12 protein-coding genes and 1 pseudogene are annotated in these 15,958 nt (G+C 66.3%); 3 read left to right on the forward strand and 10 right to left on the reverse strand.

Annotated elements, in window-relative coordinates; genetic code table 11:
• Nucleotides 1-61: 61 nt before the first annotated feature.
• Together VAPA_RS21840 and VAPA_RS21845 are read left to right on the forward strand one after the other, a co-directional pair.
• Nucleotides 62-2,068 carry an AsmA family protein gene (locus VAPA_RS21840; protein ID WP_021008938.1) on the forward strand — a complete coding sequence of 669 codons (2,007 nt, stop codon included), beginning with the start codon at nt 62-64 and terminating at the stop codon, nt 2,066-2,068.
• Between the two features lie 80 nt (nt 2,069-2,148).
• Nucleotides 2,149-3,505: pseudogene (locus VAPA_RS21845) on the forward strand (IS1182 family transposase).
• A gap of 209 nt (nt 3,506-3,714) precedes the next feature.
• Here the strand turns inward: VAPA_RS21845 and VAPA_RS21850 are convergent.
• The 3 genes from VAPA_RS21850 to VAPA_RS34900 are packed head-to-tail and all read right to left on the reverse strand — an operon-like array spanning nt 3,715 to nt 4,550.
• A complete protein-coding gene (locus tag VAPA_RS21850) occupies nt 3,715-3,960 on the reverse strand; it encodes a hypothetical protein (RefSeq protein ID WP_021008939.1) in 246 nt (81 codons plus the stop codon).
• On the reverse strand, nt 3,953-4,360 hold the full coding sequence (locus tag VAPA_RS21855; protein ID WP_021008940.1) for a hypothetical protein: 408 nt from the start codon (nt 4,358-4,360) through the stop codon (nt 3,953-3,955). Before VAPA_RS21855 ends, VAPA_RS21850 begins: the two co-directional genes overlap by 8 nt.
• Nucleotides 4,361-4,397: 37 nt before the next feature.
• Nucleotides 4,398-4,550: a hypothetical protein gene (locus VAPA_RS34900; RefSeq protein ID WP_021008941.1), complete on the reverse strand. Its 153-nt coding sequence runs from the start codon at nt 4,548-4,550 to the stop codon at nt 4,398-4,400.
• 279 nt (nt 4,551-4,829) lie between these two features.
• On the opposite strand from VAPA_RS34900, the gene VAPA_RS21865 reads away from it, so the two are divergent.
• Nucleotides 4,830-5,111 carry an HU family DNA-binding protein gene (locus tag VAPA_RS21865; protein WP_015867040.1) on the forward strand — a complete coding sequence of 94 codons (282 nt, stop codon included), beginning with the start codon at nt 4,830-4,832 and terminating at the stop codon, nt 5,109-5,111.
• A gap of 87 nt (nt 5,112-5,198) precedes the next feature.
• Here the strand turns inward: VAPA_RS21865 and VAPA_RS21870 are convergent, their stop codons facing one another.
• From VAPA_RS21870 to VAPA_RS21900, 7 genes are all read right to left on the reverse strand, one after another.
• Nucleotides 5,199-8,609, reverse strand: coding sequence for an efflux transporter outer membrane subunit (locus VAPA_RS21870; RefSeq protein WP_021008942.1), 3,411 nt, complete (start codon nt 8,607-8,609; stop codon nt 5,199-5,201).
• Nucleotides 8,597-9,940 (reverse strand): hypothetical protein, encoded by a 1,344-nt coding sequence (locus VAPA_RS21875; protein ID WP_021008943.1) that lies wholly within the window; start codon nt 9,938-9,940, stop codon nt 8,597-8,599. Before VAPA_RS21875 ends, VAPA_RS21870 begins: the two co-directional genes overlap by 13 nt.
• 43 nt (nt 9,941-9,983) lie before the next feature.
• Nucleotides 9,984-11,222: an HlyD family secretion protein gene (locus VAPA_RS21880; RefSeq protein WP_230558908.1), complete on the reverse strand. Its 1,239-nt coding sequence runs from the start codon at nt 11,220-11,222 to the stop codon at nt 9,984-9,986.
• Nucleotides 11,223-11,862: 640 nt separating this feature from the next.
• Nucleotides 11,863-12,804, reverse strand: coding sequence for a class I SAM-dependent methyltransferase (locus VAPA_RS21885; RefSeq protein WP_230558909.1), 942 nt, complete (start codon nt 12,802-12,804; stop codon nt 11,863-11,865).
• Between the two features lie 137 nt (nt 12,805-12,941).
• Complete coding sequence (locus VAPA_RS21890) at nt 12,942-13,700, reverse strand: enoyl-CoA hydratase (protein ID WP_041946191.1); 759 nt, start codon at nt 13,698-13,700, stop codon at nt 12,942-12,944.
• Nucleotides 13,697-14,878 (reverse strand): CaiB/BaiF CoA transferase family protein, encoded by a 1,182-nt coding sequence (locus tag VAPA_RS21895; protein WP_021008947.1) that lies wholly within the window; start codon nt 14,876-14,878, stop codon nt 13,697-13,699. The genes VAPA_RS21890 and VAPA_RS21895 overlap by 4 nt, the downstream gene beginning before the upstream one ends.
• A 1-nt stretch (nt 14,879) precedes the next feature.
• Nucleotides 14,880-15,854, reverse strand: a complete 975-nt coding sequence (locus tag VAPA_RS21900; protein ID WP_021008948.1) for a Bug family tripartite tricarboxylate transporter substrate binding protein — start codon at nt 15,852-15,854, stop codon at nt 14,880-14,882.
• Nucleotides 15,855-15,958 lie beyond the last annotated feature (104 nt).

Below are 15,958 nucleotides of genomic sequence, written 5' to 3' on the forward strand. Positions count from 1 at the left end.
GCGGAAGGTACAGTGCCCGGCAATGGCTGCATTGCGCAAGGGCCGTCTCAAGGGAGTGAAAATGAAATCATCGATGTTTCCCCGCGCCGTGGGCTGGGGCCTGCTTCTCCTGTCGGCCCTGGTGGCGCTGTGCATCGCGGTCGCCTTGAGCTTCGACTGGAACCGCGCAAGGCCATGGATCAACCAGCGCGTGAGCGAAGCGACGGGCCGCCCGTTCGCGATCCGCGGCGACCTGGTCCTGCAGTGGAATCGCCCCGAAGCCGAAACAGGTTGGCGCCGCTGGGTGCCCTGGCCGAGGCTGAGCGCGCAGGACATCACCCTGGGCAATGCCGACTGGGGCAAGACCGGCCCGCATCTGGCCGAGATCAGGCAGCTGACTTTCTCGCTGAACCCGCTGCCCCTGCTGAACCGCACGATCCGCATTCCGACGCTCGAACTCGCCGGCGCCGTTCTTTCTCTCGAACGCACCGCGGACGGCCAGAACAACTGGACGCTGGCAGCCGGCAACGCAGAGCCCTCGAGCTGGAAGCTCGACCTGCAACGGCTGGTGCTGAGCCATGGCACGGTGAAGCTTGCCGATGCGACGGAAAAGCTCAACCTCAAGGTCGACATCGACAGCCTGCCCAAGGAAAGCGCCGAGGGCTATGGCGTCGGCTGGAAGCTCAGCGGCACCTTCCGCCAGGCGCCCGTGCAAGGAAGCGGCAAGGCCGGCGCCGTGCTCTCGCTGCAGCAGGACACGAAGCCCTACCCGCTGCAGGCCGGCGTGCAGATCGGCGCCACGCGCATCGACATCGCCGGCACGCTGACCAAGCCCGACGCGCTGGCGGCACTGGACCTGCGGCTCAAGCTTGCGGGCGCGAGCATGGCGCACCTGTACCCCATCACCGGCATCACACTGCCCAACACACCCCCGTTCAGCACCGAAGGCCATCTGGTCGGCAAGCTCGACAAGGCCGGCGGGCGCTGGCTGTACGAGAACTTCAAGGGCCGCGTGGGTGCCAGCGATATTGCGGGCACGCTGGAATACGTGTCGCAGCAGCCGCGGCCGCTGCTGCGCGGGCAGGTGCAATCCAACCAGCTGCGCCTGGAAGACCTGGCGCCGTTGATCGGTGCCGATTCGAACGCGAGCAAGGCCAAGCGGGGAGCCGCAGCCGTCCAGCCGGCGGGCAAGGTGCTGCCGGTGGAGAAGTTCGACACCGCAAGCTGGGGCAGCATCGACGCCGACGTGAAGTTTGCCGGCCGCAAGATCTTCCATGCCAAGGACCTGCCCATCGACAGCCTGGTGGCGGATCTTCACCTGAAGGACAGCGTGCTCTCGCTCACGCCGTTGAGCTTTGGCGTTGCGGGCGGCAACCTGGCCGCCACGGTCAAGCTCGACGGCAGGCAGGACCCGATCCGCGCCAACCTGCAGCTCTCGGCGCGCCGGCTCAGGATCAAGGAACTCTTCCCGACGCTGGACACCATGCGGGCCAGCCTGGGCGAAGTCGGCGGCGATGCGGCGCTGTCCGCATCCGGCAACTCCGTCGCGGCCCTGCTGGGCACTTCCAATGGCGAGGTGAAGGCACTAGTGAGCAAGGGCACGATGAGCAAGTTCTTGCTCGAGGCCATGGGCCTGAACATCGGCAGCGTGGTGGCGACCAAGCTGTTCGGCGACAGGCAGGTCCAGCTGAACTGCCTGGCGAGCGACTTCAAGGTGACGCAGGGTGTCATGCAGACGCGCTCCTTCGTTCTGGACACGGACGAATCGGTCGTCAACGTGAGCGGGCTCGTCGATCTTTCCAGGGAACAGCTTGCGCTGGAGATCCAGCCGAGGAACAAGGCGCTGCGCGTTCTTTCGCTGCGCTCGCCGCTGTACGTCGAGGGCACTTTCAAGAACCCCGACGTCGGCGTCGACAAGGGCGCCGTCGCGCTCAAGCTGGGTTCGGCGATTGCGCTGGGCGCGGTGGCGCCTGCTGCTGCGCTGCTGCCGCTGTTGAACATGGGCTCGCAGGAGTTCGCGGAATGTGCGCCGCTGGAGGCTGCCGCACGCCAGAAGCCGAAGGCCGGCAAGCAGCCCACGGCACGCTAGGAGCCCGTCGGGCTTAGCAGTCTTCCGGCTGAAGGCGCTATCCGAGACAATTGCTGCTGCACAACTGAGAGTCCGCCCTGATGAGCCGCTTCGTACCTGTAGACCGAGACACTGCGTACCTGTTGCCGCCGTCGGTGGACGAATGGTTGCCTGATGATCACTTGGCGCGCTTCGTGGTCGAAGTCATCGAGCAGCTCGATCTGAGTGATCTGACCCGCCAATATGCGGGGCGAGGCTCGGCCGCTCACCATCCGGCGGTGCTGCTGGGCTTGCTGATCTACGGCTACGCCAACGGCATTCACTCCAGCCGCAAGATCGAGCGCGCGACTTACGACTCGGTGGCGTTTCGCTACGTGGCGGCCAATACCCACCCCGATCACGACACGCTGGCGACATTCCGCCGCCGCTTCCTGAAGGAGGTCGAGGCGCTGTTCGTGCAGGTGCTGGTGCTCGCACGCGAGATGAAGCTGCTCAAGCTCGGCCACATCGCGCTGGACGGCACCAAGATCGGCGCCAGCGCCAGCAAGCACAAGGCGCTGTCCTGGGCGCACGCCAACAAGATCGAAGCGCAGTTGCGCCGGGAAGTGCAGGCCCTGCTGGCGCTGGCGGAGACCAGCGACCGTACAGCGCTACCCGATGGCATGGACGTACCAGCGGAGATTGCCAGGCGTGAAGACCGCCTGAGCGCTATCACGCAGGCCAAGGCCAAGATCGAGCAGCGTGCGGGCGAACGCTACCAGGGCGAGCAACAGGAATTCGAGGGCAAGCAGGCCAAGCGCAAGGCATCAACGTGATGCAGGCAAGAAGCCACGCGGCAAGGACCCCGAGCCGCCCCAGGCCGGCCCCAAGGACGGCGACCAGGTCAACCTCACAGATGAGCAGTCGCGCATCATGCCGGTGTCCGGCGGGGGCTTCGAGCAGAGCTACAACGCGCAGGCCGGCGTGGACACCGACACGATGATGGTGATCACCGCGCACGTCACGCAGGCGTGTAACGACAAGCGCGAAGTGGTGCCCACGCTCAAGCAAATCGATACGCTGCCCGAGGCGTTAGGCACGGTGCACACGCTCATCGCCGACAACGGCTTCTTCAGCCAAGCCAACGTGGTCGCGTGCACGCAGGCGGGGATCGAGCCGCTGCTGGCGATCAAGCGACAGTCGCATCACGAACCCCTGATGGAGCGATTTGCACCCGACCCCGATGCGCCGCAGACGACAGATGCGGTCGTGAATATGGTTCACCGGCTGTCCACGCAAGTCGGCAAGGCACTGTACAAACTGCGCAAGCAGACGGTCGAGCCGGTGTTCGGCATCATCAAGCGGGTGATGGGCTGGCGTCAGATGAGTATGCGCGGGCTGGCCAAGGCGCAAGGCGAGTGGAACCTCGTGACCATGGCATGGAACATCAAGCGCATGCACGTGCTGCGAGCCACTTGAAGGAAAAAAAGTGCGCCCCGATCACGCAAAAATCGAGTCGCCGCGCGACCCCATGCGCCCTCACAGTGCCTCGGCAACCATCAGGGGTGCTCATTCAGCCCGACGCCATCCAAAAAACTCCGTCGCTGCCATCATTCAGATTCGTTCGAGCTCAAGTCCGACGGTCTCCTAGCGGCGCTGGATGCCGAGGAAGCAGCGCGGCAACAGAACTAGCGCGGAAGCTCCGGAAAGAGCCACAGGCTCAAGCCGAGAATGACGCCCGCCCCGAGCGACACGATGGCCGCGGTCACGAACAGGGCCGCGGCAACAATGTTCGGCACCCGCATGGCCATGGCCAGGAAGGAAATGGTCGCCAGAACGTACAGGAACACGGGCAGCAAGGCCAGCCAGGCCGGCCGCGCGGGAGGTGGAGGCGGCTCGTCCGGACTCAGGTCTCCGAGGAACGGGCTACGCATGGAATCCCTCCCCATGAAAGACGGCGCGCAATTCGGCATCGCTCGCGGGGGAAAGAATCACCTCCGAACGCAAGCCGCCGACAGCCGACCGGGAAAGCGCCTCTCGCGCATGGCGCAGTTCGGTCGAATGCGCCATGAAGAACACGCGAACGCGCTGGCCGAGCGCGCTCCACACGTCGGAAATGAGCGCCACGTCCGGCGTGGCATCCGCGTGCAGCCCAAGAAGAATGGCATCGAAGCGCCGCCCTTCGCGCACGGCGTTGATCAGCCCATGAAGATGCTCGAAGGAAGCGTGGTCGATGCCGATGGCTTTCAGCGAACTGCCCGTGCACATGCGTTGCAGGGCGTCGGAGTCCACGAGCGCGATCCGGTTCTGGCTGAGCTTGTATACGGAAGTCATGAGGCAGCGCGCCAGCAGGCTGCTTGCGGCGAGCGGATCAGCAGTTGCCCTTCTTGGCTTGCCCAGGAGGGCAGAAGCCGCCCTTCCCCGCCCCCGGGCCCGGGCCCGGGTCCACCACGGGGTACACGCAGGCGCTCAGGAGCAAGGACATCGCAAACGAGAAGATCACGGTGGCGGCGGTTTTTTTCATGTGGGCTCCTTGGTGAAATCAATAGGGCACAAGATATGTGAATTACTAACATTTAGACAGGAAATGCTTCACGATCGACTTTGGTTTACGTGAGAAACGGTAACCGGGCCGCAGTTCTGCCCAGTACTTCACGGTTGTGCGAAGCGGACATCCGTCACAGGTCCGCAGATTTAGAAGCACTTCTGCAGGCCGGCCGGGAATCCGGCCGCCGCATTCGGTCAAACTCGGGGACGACCACCCGTGGTTTTCACAACTGTTCTATCGAAAGGAATTCCTGTTTTGAACAAGACCGAACTCATCGCCGCCATCGCAGAAGACACCAACCTCAGCAAGGCCGACGCCGGCCGCGCCTTCGACTCTGCGCTCGAGCAACTCTCGCGCGCCCTGGTCCGCGGGGAGACCGTCCAGCTGATCGGCTTTGGCACCTTCAGCGTCGCGGACCGTGCCGAGCGCACCGGCCGCAACCCGTCGACCGGCGAGCAGATCACGATCAAGGCGAGCAAGAGCGCGAAATTCGCGGCAGGAAAGGCATTGAAGGACGCCATCAACCAGGTGGGCTGATCCCGGGGCGAACCGGTGCCTGGGCGAGGCAGTCGGCGCCGGGCGAGGAGGACGGATCGCACGCGATGGTTCCTCCCGCCGGCGCGCTCAGGCCTGTGCGCCCTGCCATCCGCCCCCAAGGGCCTTGTAGAGATTGACCATGTTCACGGCCTCCTTGAGCTGCAGTTCGATCAACTGCTGCTGCTCGGCATAGAGCTCGCGCTGGGCATCCTGGCTGGCAAAGTAGTCTTCCAGGCCGCTGCGAAAGCGCGTGCGCGCAATGTTCGCCACCTTTTCCAGCGCCTGCACGCGGGCCTGCTGCGCCTCCAGTTGCGGACGCAGATGGTCGTCGGCGATCAGGGCATTGGCGGTCTCGCGGAACGCCATTTGCGCCGCGTGTTCGTAGGAGGCCATGGCCGCCACGAGCCGCTCCTCGTTGGCCGTGATGTTGGCCGACCGGCGGCCCCAGTCGAACAGCGGCAGCGACACCCCCAGCACTCCGGCCCAGCTGCTGTTGCCACTGCTCAGCAGCGTCGACAGCTCCCTGCTGACGCCACCTGCGAGCGCCGTGAGCGAAATGGTCGGCAACATCGCGGCCTTGGCCGCGCCCACGCCTGAATTGGCGGCTTCGACGCGGGAATAGGCCGCCAGCAGATCGGGGCGGCGCTGCAGCAGGCTGGACGGCAGGCCCGCGGCCACCTGCGCCGTGGAGCGCTCCGGCCAGGGCCGGGCACTGCCGGTGTCGGGCGACACCGGCTGGCCGACGAGCACGTTCAGCCATTGAATGTCCTGGGCGACGCGCATGCGGAATTCTTCCTGCTTCACGCGGGCGTTCTGCAGCAGCGACTGCGAGCGGTAGACGTCGAGCTGTGCCGCGCCGCCTGCCGCCTTGGCGCGTCCGATCATGTCGGCATTGGCAGACAGGCCGGACTCGTTGGCATTGGCCAGTGCGAGCAAGGCACGGTCGGCGCGCAGCGTGAGGTAGGCATTCGACACCTCTCCCACCAGGTTCATGTGCGCGGCCGCAAAGTCCTTGTTGCCCGCCTCGGCCAGCGAGCCGGTTTGCTGGGTCGCGCTCTGCTGGCGGCCGAAGAAGTCGAGCTCGTACGAGGTCACGCCGGCCTGGATGTCGAAGCTGTTCGAAACCCGGCCATCGGATGGCACGTTGCCGAGCGGGCTGAGCGATCCTTGCGTGGTGGTCTGCGCCCGCTGGGCATGGCCCGACAGGCCGATCTGCGGGAACAGCGAGGCGCGGCTGCCGGCATACACGGCCCGGGCTTCGCGGGCGCGGGCGGCATAGGCGCGCAGGTCGCGGTTCTGCGCGAGGGCGGTTGCAATCAGCCCGCGCAGTTCCTCGTCCTGCACGAAGCCGCGCCAGTCGACGGGTTCCGCGTTCGGTACCGTCGCGCCGGCCGGCCATTGCGCAGGCACTGTCAGGTCGGGCTGCTTGAGCGGTGGCGTGAGATTGCATCCACTCACCACCAGCACCACGCACGTCGCGAGCACCAGCAGGAACAGCCGCAGAAAGAGGCGCATGAACCCCGCTCCGGGCGCTCCGAATCCCGCGCTGGCGAGCAATGCCGAAGCGGCTCGCCACGGCCGCACCTGGACCGCGACATGGCTCGGCGGCACGGTGAACACGTGGCTCACCAGCTGCTCGCGCTGGGTTTCGGAGATGCCGTCGAAGCGCAACTCGGCGCCCGCGGAACTTTTGCGGGCGAGGCGCGCCGGAAGCCAACCCACGGGATCGACATGCACCTCGAGCGGCTGTCCCACGCGCAGGCGTTTCAGCGGCGCCTTGGCTTCCAGCAGGGCGCCGTCCGCCGCGATGTTGACGAAGCGCGCATCGCCCTCGCCTGCCGCGGTACGGACCCTGGTGCGCGCCCGCCACGGGAAGCGCTCTTCCTGCTCCGGCCGTGGCAGGTCGACGCAGGCCATGAGCGCGGCCAGGCAGAGCAGCAGTGCGATGCCGGTCCACACCAGGTTGAGCTCGTCGCCCGGCGTGAGCGCCTCGCCGCTCAAGGCGACCGACGCGCCGCCGAGCTGCAGCGCCACCAGGAGCCCGCCGAACATGGCAACCAGCTTCCAGTGCACGACCGTCTTCGAGCGGTCGAGCCCCTTGTTCGTCACCTTGAAAGGCCGGCCGAAGGGCCGCAGCATGGCGCTCGCGAGCGTGCTGGTGACGGCCATGGCCGCCACGAGCTGGCTCACCTCGCTGAACACGGGCAGGCAGCGCCGCTGGCTGATCCAGTAGCTGTAGGCCCAGAACATCATGAGCGGCGGCAACCCGTAGGCGGCGAAGGCCTGCGGCGTGGCATGGAATACCGAGACCCCGGCATACCAGTAGAGCGCGGGCGCCAGCATGATCAGCGCCATGAAAGGCTTGCCGAGCCAGTGCAGCAGGCCATGCAGGAAGTGCAGCCGTGCCGAGAGGCTGAAGCCCTTGCCGCGCAGCGGCCCTTGAGGCAGGAGCGCGAGCTGCACCGTGCCCAGGCACCAGCGGCTGCGCTGGTTGATGTAGTCGATGATGCTCTCGGCCGACAGGCCGTTCGACAGCCGCTCGCCCAGCCAGCGCGTGATGTGGCCATGCCGCAGCAGCAGGTAGGTGGTGTGGATGTCTTCGCACACGCTGCCAACCGGAAAGCCGCCCGCGGCGGTGATCAGGTCGCGCCGCACGATGAACGAAGTGCCCACGCAGAAGGCCGAATCCACCGCATCCTTGGCGGGCTGCAGCACGTCGAAGAACACGCGCTGCTCGTCGACCCAGCTGTCGGTGGCGCGCAGGTTGTGCTGGATGGGGTCGGCGTTGTAGTAGAACTGCGGCGTCTGCACCAGACCCACCTTGCGGTCCGCGAACAGGCCCAGCATGCGATAGACGATCTGCCGCTGCGGCGCAAAGTCGGCATCGAGCACCAGGATGTACGGCGCGTTGGTCACGTCCGCCGAAATGCGCAGCCCGTTGTTGAGATTGCCGGCCTTGGCATGGCTGTTGTCGGGCCGGCGCGCATAGTGCACGCCCCTGCGCTCGCAATAGTCGCGCAGCCAGTCGCGCCGGGTGTCGTCGAGCACCCACACCTTCAGTTGCGGATAGTCGATGGCCTGCGCGGCGATGATGGTCTTCTCCAGCACGGCCAGCTCTTCGTTGTACGTGCAGATGAAGACGTCCACGGCCGGCACCTGCGCGCCGCGGCTGCGCAGCGCGGCTTCGCCGCGGTCGGCCAGCTGATGGTTGTCGCGCCGCCGAACCAGCATGTGGATGGACATCAGCGTGTAGACGATGGCCGTGAGCTCGAAGCACAGGAACACCCAGGCGAACAGGGTTTCGAAGCCGAGGTCCGAAGGCGGCATGGTGGCGACCACGCGCCAGACGGCATAGCGCATCAGCAGCAGCGCGGTCAACGCGCCGAATAGCATGCGGTGGGACGTGCGGTCGACGCGCCCCCATGTCATCAGGAGGAGCGCCAGCCCCGCAACGAGTGCATTGAGCTGGAATTCCGGTGTGGCGATCAGGTGGGACATGGTGGCGTGGCTCCTGTTGCGGCGGTCTTGCCGGTGAAGGGGTTGAACCCCGTTGCGGCCAGCGCGATCCATGCGGTCGCGCCCAGATGTGGCCAGCGGTAGTAGAAGAAGTCGGCGCCGGTCGAATCCGGGCCGATGGCCAGCCCGGTGGAAATGCGGGAGCTGGGGGTTGCGTAGTACAGGCCGTTGCCGGCGCGCTGCGAGGCCAGCAGCTGCCACAAGGCCTCGGGCGCCGCGCCCTTGCGCGCCGCCAACGTGGCGGCCGCCTGGGCGGTGCCCTCGGTCCAGATGCCGTCCGGGTTGCGAGAGAAGCCGTAGCCTTCACCGAAGCGATGGTGCTTCTCCACCCAGTCGAGCCCCCGCATCCAGGGGCAGGAGCCCTCGGGCGCCGCCAGCAGCGGCCACAGCTGCGCATCCAGTCCGGAGCCATCCGTTGCAATGGTGGCGCCGTCTTCCTTGGTGCCGATGTTGAAACGCTGCTCCGACGCGTTCCACATGCGGCCCACGAAGTCGAGCGCGGTGCGCGCCTGCTGGCGTTCGGCCTCGGCCTGCCCGCCGGCGCGCGCCGCCCAGGCGGCCGCCATCGCGATGTCGATGTTGTGCTCGGTGGATTTCCAGGTCTGGGCACGCTGCGCGTTGTCCCAACCATACCAGCCGCCGTTGTAGCCGTCGGGCGCATTCCTGGCGCGGGTGCGCTGCTCGATCCAGCCGAGCAGCTTGCGTGCGCCTGCCAGATAGGCGGGCGACGGCTCGGCCTCGTTCAGGTTCAGCAGCAGCAAGGCGGCCCAGGCCACGTTGCCGGTGGCCGTGCTCACCTGGTAGGCGTCTGCGATCCACTGGTTCCTGGCCGCATCCCAGCGCCCCGGCAACGCGGCCTTTTCCTCGGTCATCGGGCCGGCGCGGTAGGCGTTGCGCACGCGCCCGTCGGCCGCGTTCGGGTCGCGCTCCATCGCGCGCACCACCGCGTCGCCGATGCGCCGGGCCGAGGCCGCGTCGCCGCAGGCCAGCAGCGCGATGCCGGCCAGCGCGTTGTCATAGGTGAAGGCGGCGCCCGCCAGCGCGGGTTCCAGCGGCGTGCCCTGCTTCGGGTCGGCGAGGCGGTAGCTGGTGAGAAACAGCGGTCCTGAAGCCGCGCCCTTCTGGTCCTCCGCAACCGCCCGCCGCAGCCCTTCGCAGCTCTGCCGTGCAAGCGCTTGCTGCGTGGCGCTGCCGGCTTGCGGGCCGGCCTGCCGGCCGGACGGCTGGGCGAAGGCCCCCGGCATCGGCAAGGCCGAGGCCGCCAATGCGGCAACACAGGACACCAGGGTCCGGGAAAAGGGAAAGACCGACATGGCTCTGTTCCGATGCGGTTGGGTGGTGCATTTCTGCCTGCGCTCAGGACCTGAGGCTGGCCGACACCACCTTGCCGGGTGCGCACATGTTGCTGCCCCCGTCCGGCGGAGCCTCCTGCGGTTCCTTGCCTTCGATGCGTGCCACGGCATAGATGGAGCCCTGCTCGGCATACGGGAACGGCACGCTGTAGGTGCTCTGCAGGGCGTCCGATGCCACCGGCAGCAATTGCTCCACGCGCGCCGGCACCGGCCTGGCGGATTCAGCGAGCTTCACGTCGAGCACGGAGCCGATACCCAGCCGCTTGGCCACCCGCGCCGGAAACACCGCCACCACGCCGAGCCGGCTGCAATCGGTCACCCGCACCAGCGAGGCACCCGCCGTGACATACGCGCCTTCGGGTGCGAGCACGGAGTGAACCTGCCCCGCCTGCGACGCCTTGATTTCGTAGAAGGACAGCTTTTCCACCCGGCGGCGTTCCTCTTCCTCGAGGTCCCTGACCTGCTTGAGCTGCTTGAAGATCGCGGTGGCGTCCTGCTGGGCGCGGCCGACACTGTTGCGCAGCGCCTCGCGGCGGCTTGCGAGCGTCTGGAACAGGTTGCTGCCCCCGGTGCCCACGAAGGCCCCCTGCCCGGCGCTCGCCACCGTCTGGGCCTGCCCGGCAAAGGACTGTTCCGCCACCGCGGCATTGGCACGCGCCGTATTCAGCTGCGCCATGGACGAGTTCATGACCTGCTCGCTGATCGCTCCCTGCTCCAGCAGGGCCTGGTTGGTCCGGACCTTGTTTTCCTGCTCTTCCACCACGCTGTGCGCCACGTCGCGCTGCCGCCGCGCGATCTGCCAGGCCTCCCAGGCCTGGGCCAGCGAGGCCTCGCGGTGAACGCCGGCCTCCTGCCCGACCGACCTCATTTCCTGGTTGTCGGACTTGTACTGGTTGCCCAGCTGGGCCAATTGGCTTTGCAGCGCGAGGTGCTGCGACCTCAGGGTGGTGAGGATTTCCTGGCTCACGGTCGGGTTGCGCACCGTGGCCACGATGGTGCCGGACTCCACCTTGTCGCGCGCATGCACCACCATCTGCGACACCACCCCGTTGATCGGCGAGGTGATCAGCGCCACGGGCGCCTGCAAGACGGCGCGGGTGGCTTGCGACGACAACAGCGGCTGGACCAGCGTTGCGACCATCAGCCACAGCACGAAGGCCAGCAGCGCATAGGCCGCGAGCTTGGGGACGAAGGCGCCCGACTGCCGGCGCCGACAACCAGCGCCAGGAACGCGACCGCCCATGGCACCAGCGATGCGCCGCTGGCTGTGAAAAAAGAGAACCGAACTCGGTTTTGACGCACGCATAGCCACCTCTCGTGAGAACCAAGTCGCGCCCCAATGAGCGGCGCGACATCCAGGATTGAAGGACCGCCCCGCAACGAAGGAACGCCGAGCCAAGGGCCGGCGTCCGCATGTTGCGGTGCAATATCAAGGTACGTCGAAACCCGGATCCGGACTGCTTCGGAGCGAAACAAGATGTGCTGGATTCACATTCCGGCAACACCGAAGGTCGAGATAAAGTCCTACATTGGTGTCAGATTGCGCGCAATTGACCACAAAAGGCTGCATTGGGCATGCAGAGGGTGCGAGAGCCGGGTTTCCCCTCGGGAGGCCAGGGCGCAGGGTGCATCCCACCCGGCATGGCGGGCACCTCGACATTTGACCGCGAAGCGGCAGGAATGTGGCTGCGGGGAAGATTCAGTAACGATACTGATCGTGTCCCGGGCAGGTTCAGCCTGTTTCGCCGAGCATCCACGCGCGGAAATTGCCGCGGAGCTGCTCAACAGTTCGCTGCAGGTGGGCGGGGCCTGCGGGCTCGCGGTGGTGACCGCGGCAATTGCGCCGGGAACGCAGCTGGCGATGCTCTATCCGGGCGTCGGAGTCATCCTGACGTTCGCTGTTCTGACGCTGCTGGCACAGCTGATACGGAATCGCCGCGACGCCTTGCCACGCACATCAGCGACAGCGCGCTCGCAGGCGATGAAGGCCGCCGGCCGGACAGCACGTTGCCCACGCGGTATTTCCATTGCGCCGGCCCCACGACGCCGCGCAGCGCATCGGCACCGATCTGGTGGTTGTGCGGGTAGACGCGGACCTCGAAACCCATCGGCTCCAGCGTGGAGTGGAAGAACTCCCTGGTCACGCCGTCGCCCGGCTGATGATGGACCTCGGTTCGCAGGCCCCATGACTGCTGGCTGCCGGTCTTGTGAAAGCCATGCCCGATCGCGCGATAAATCCACAGCCGCGCATCCCACATCAGCTTGGCGAGGCCCTTGTAGTTCCACGCGGTGAGCTGCGGATCGTGGTCGGTGACCAGCACGCCATGAGGCTTCACCAGGCGTGCGCCCTCGCGCAGCACCGCGGCCATGTCGTCGCAGTGATGCAGCGACGCATTGATGGCGACGATGTCCGCCACCTGCGAGCGAAAAGGCGTGTAGGCCGCATCGGCCAGCACCGCCGTATAGCCCAGCTTGGCCGCCAGTTCCAGCGAACCGGGGGCCACATCCACGCCGATCAGGAGGCGCGGCTTACCACCCAGGGTGGCAAAGATGTTGCCCGGCCCACAGCCCAGATCGATGACCACCTTGTCCGTCCAGTCGCCGGCAGCTGCGAGCCACCGGCTTTTGAAATGCGCGTCGCGGTGGCAGAAATCCAGGTATTCCTGGGCCCATTGCGTATTTCCAAAATAGGTGGCATTGGCCGTAATGGCATCGGTTTTGCATTCGAACCCTGATTCGAAGTAAGCCCCCGAACGCTTCAAATTCACTTCTGGCAATAAGATGTCTCCGAACATTTTGAATCCTTCAAAAATCTGGCGCGACATTGAGACAAGTTATGCCCAAGAATTACATGACTTCCGATTTCATCGTTAATATTTTTAATACGCTTACAAGTTGCGCTATTTAAAAACTGCCCTATTGGCTACCTCATTTGGGCGATATCAGGCACCGATATCCGCCGTCATCGGCCAATGAAAGCGGCCACCCCGTCGCGAAAAGCCTGGCTGCCATACACCTCCTCGATCAGGTCGTCGTCGTCCAGCCGCTGCTCGACGACGATGCGGCGAATGCTCTCCTTGACGGCCTTGTGCGTGACCGGCGACAGCGCCATGAGCCGCTGCGCCAGCGCATGGGCAGCGGCATCCAGTTCGCCCGGCGCGCAGGCGGCATGCACATAGCCGCAGGCCAGCGCTTCCTGTGCCGCCAGGTAGTCGGCGAGCAGCAGCATCCGCTTGACGCGCGGCACGCCCAGGGCGGCCTGCAACCGCGCGATGTTGCGCGACGACAAGGTGTTGGACAGCGTCCCTGCAATTGGCGCACCAAAGCGCGATGCGTCGCTGCAGACCCGGAAATCGCAGGCCGTGGCCAGGGCCAGGCCACCGCCGACGGCCCAGCCGTCGATCACGGCCACGGTGGGTACGGCAATGCGCTCGACCGCATCGATGACGCGCTCCACGAACGCCTCGTAGGCAATGCCGTCGCGGCCTTCGCGGAAGTCCTTGAAATGGGCGATGTCCGTGCCCGAGATGAAGGACTTGCCGCCCGCCCCCTTGAACAGCACGCTGCGCACCGCGCCATTGCGCGCGCACGCGCCGATGTGGTCCAGCAGTGCCTCGTACATCTGCCGCGTCATCGCGTTGTGGCGTTCGGGGCGATGGATCACGATCTCGGCCACGCCCGAGGCATGGACGCCGAGCTGCACGCATTCGGCAAGACTCATGAGGCCACCGCCGCGCCGGCCGGCACGTTGATCTCGGCCATGATTTCCTCGTTGTGCTCGCCCAGCAACGGCGGGTGCCGGCGCACCTGCTGCGGCGTACCCAGCAGCTTGACGGGAAAGCCGATGTTCTTGACCTTGCCCTCGATCGGATGCTCGATCTCCATGCACATGCGGCGGTGCGTGCCGTGCTCGCCTTCGAAAGCCTCGGGATACGACAGGATGGGCCCGGCCGGAATGCCGGCGGCCAGCATGGCGTCGATCCAGTCGGCGCTGTCGCGCTGGCCGAACTCCCGCTCGAGCGCCTCGATCAGCGCCTCGCGGTTCTTCAGGCGCAGGGACACGCTCGCGTAGTCCGCGTGCTCGACGAGGTCCGGCCGCTGCAGCAGTTCGCACAGCCGGGTCCAGAGCTTCTGGTTGGTCGCGCCCATCACGAAGTAGCCGTCGCGCGCCTTGACCGCCTGGTAGGGCGCGCTCATCTTGTTGCTGGTGCCCAGCGGCGTCGGCCGTACGCCCGTGCCCCAGTACTCGGACATGTCCCATACCGAGAAGGCCATCGCCGCGTCGAACAGCGAGGCGTCGATGTGCTGGCCCACGCCCGACTTCTGCGCGCCGATGTAGGCCGCGAGCAGCGCGTAGGTGGCAAACAGCGCGCAGCCGATGTCGGCCACGGGCACGCCGGCCTTGACCGGCTTCTCGCCGGGGTAGCCGGTCACGCTCATCACGCCGGACATGGCCTGCGCCATCAGGTCGAAGCCCGGCCGGTCGGCCCACGGACCGCTCTGGCCGAAGCCCGAGATGCTGACGTACACGATCTTCGGGTGGATCTTCCTGATCGACTCGTAGTCGATGCCCAGCCGCTGCACCGCGCCGGGGCGGTAGTTCTCGACGATCACGTCGGCGGTCCGGGCCAGCTTGTAGAAGGACGCGCGGTCTTCCTCGCTCTTGAGGTCCAGCGTCAGCGAGCGCTTGTTGCGGTTCATGTTCAGGAAGCCCATGCTGTCCGGCCCCTTCATCTTGAAACCCATGGCACCGCGGGTCTGGTCGCCACTCGGCGGCTCGACCTTGATCACATCGGCGCCCAGGTCGGCCAGCAGCATGCAGGCGAACGGCCCGGCCATGACCTGGCTCACGTCCAGAACCCGGATGCCCTGCAGCGGCAGTTGTCGTGCGTGGTTCATTTCAGCCCTCCTCGGTGACCTTGGCGGTGCGCACCACGTCGCCCCATTTCTTGAACTCTGCGGCCATGAAGGCCGCGAACTTGTCGACGGAACCGCCGCCGTCCTCCACGCCGTAGCCATCGAAGCGCGTGACCACATCCGGCAGCGCCAGCACCTTGTTGATGTCGGCGTTGATCTGCAGGGCCAGGTCCCTCGACATGTCCTTGGGGCCGACCACGCCATACCAGCTGGACACGTCGAAGCCCTTGAAGCCCTGCTCGTCCATGGTCGGCAACTCCGGAAAGCCCTTGGCCCGCTGCAGGCGCGTCTGGACGATGCCCGTCATCCGCTTGGCCTTGACCTGGGCCGTGGCCGCCGTCATGGTGTCGAAGCTGTAGTCGATCTGCCCGCCGATCAGGTCCGTCTGCATCGGACCCGACCCCTTGTAGGGCACGTGGATGCTCTTGACGTCGGCAGCCATGTTGAACATCGCGGCCGCCAGGTGCTGCACCGATCCCGTGCCGGAGGAGCCGAAGCTGATCTTCCCCGGGCTCTTCCTGCACTGCTCGACCACCTCCTTGACCGAGCCGGTGGAATTCTTCGCGCTGGTCACCAGGATGTGCGGGGTCGCGCCAACCATGACGACGGGCGCGAAGTCCTTCAGCGGGTCGTAGGTGATGCTCTTGAAGATGTGCGGCGAGATGGCATGCGTGTTGACGTGGGCCATCAGCAGGTTCACGCCCTCGGTGAACCGGGTCCGCGCAAAGAAGTCCGCGGCCAGTGCGCCGGTGGCGCCCGGTTTGTTCTCGACCACCACCGAGCGGCCCCACAGCTCCGAGAGCTTCTGCCCCACGATGCGGGCGAACACATCGGTGCCGCCGCCGGGCGCCCAGCCCACGTAGATCTTGACGATGCCCTTGGGCAACTCGGTGGCTCCCAGGGCCCAGGGCGCGGCCAGCGCGCCGGCGCTGGCCGCAATGAAGTCTCGGCGTTTCATCATGTCGTGCGTCCTCTGTCTCTGTCGTAGTAGTAGTGCCGCTACTCTCCCGTAGCGCAGAGGACGTCGCAAGAACGTGGAATGCATGCCTGGCTTCGTGATCC

It is taken from the genome of Variovorax paradoxus B4 (assembly GCF_000463015.1).
Taxonomy (GTDB): domain Bacteria; phylum Pseudomonadota; class Gammaproteobacteria; order Burkholderiales; family Burkholderiaceae_C; genus Variovorax; species Variovorax paradoxus_E.

Excerpts from the sequence above, each read along its gene's own strand:
- VAPA_RS21840 (WP_021008938.1), top strand. The coding sequence starts at position 62 with ATGAAATCATCGATGTTTCCCCGCGCCGTGGGCTGGGGCCTGCTTCTC.
- VAPA_RS21850 (WP_021008939.1), bottom strand. The coding sequence starts at position 3,960 with ATGCGTAGCCCGTTCCTCGGAGACCTGAGTCCGGACGAGCCGCCTCCA.
- VAPA_RS21855 (WP_021008940.1), bottom strand. The coding sequence starts at position 4,360 with ATGACTTCCGTATACAAGCTCAGCCAGAACCGGATCGCGCTCGTGGAC.
- VAPA_RS34900 (WP_021008941.1), bottom strand. The coding sequence starts at position 4,550 with ATGAAAAAAACCGCCGCCACCGTGATCTTCTCGTTTGCGATGTCCTTG.
- VAPA_RS21870 (WP_021008942.1), bottom strand. The coding sequence starts at position 8,609 with ATGTCCCACCTGATCGCCACACCGGAATTCCAGCTCAATGCACTCGTT.
- VAPA_RS21875 (WP_021008943.1), bottom strand. The coding sequence starts at position 9,940 with ATGTCGGTCTTTCCCTTTTCCCGGACCCTGGTGTCCTGTGTTGCCGCA.
- VAPA_RS21880 (WP_230558908.1), bottom strand. The coding sequence starts at position 11,222 with ATGGGCGGTCGCGTTCCTGGCGCTGGTTGTCGGCGCCGGCAGTCGGGC.
- VAPA_RS21885 (WP_230558909.1), bottom strand. The coding sequence starts at position 12,804 with ATGTCGCGCCAGATTTTTGAAGGATTCAAAATGTTCGGAGACATCTTA.
- VAPA_RS21890 (WP_041946191.1), bottom strand. The coding sequence starts at position 13,700 with ATGAGTCTTGCCGAATGCGTGCAGCTCGGCGTCCATGCCTCGGGCGTG.
- VAPA_RS21895 (WP_021008947.1), bottom strand. The coding sequence starts at position 14,878 with ATGAACCACGCACGACAACTGCCGCTGCAGGGCATCCGGGTTCTGGAC.
- VAPA_RS21900 (WP_021008948.1), bottom strand. The coding sequence starts at position 15,854 with ATGAAACGCCGAGACTTCATTGCGGCCAGCGCCGGCGCGCTGGCCGCG.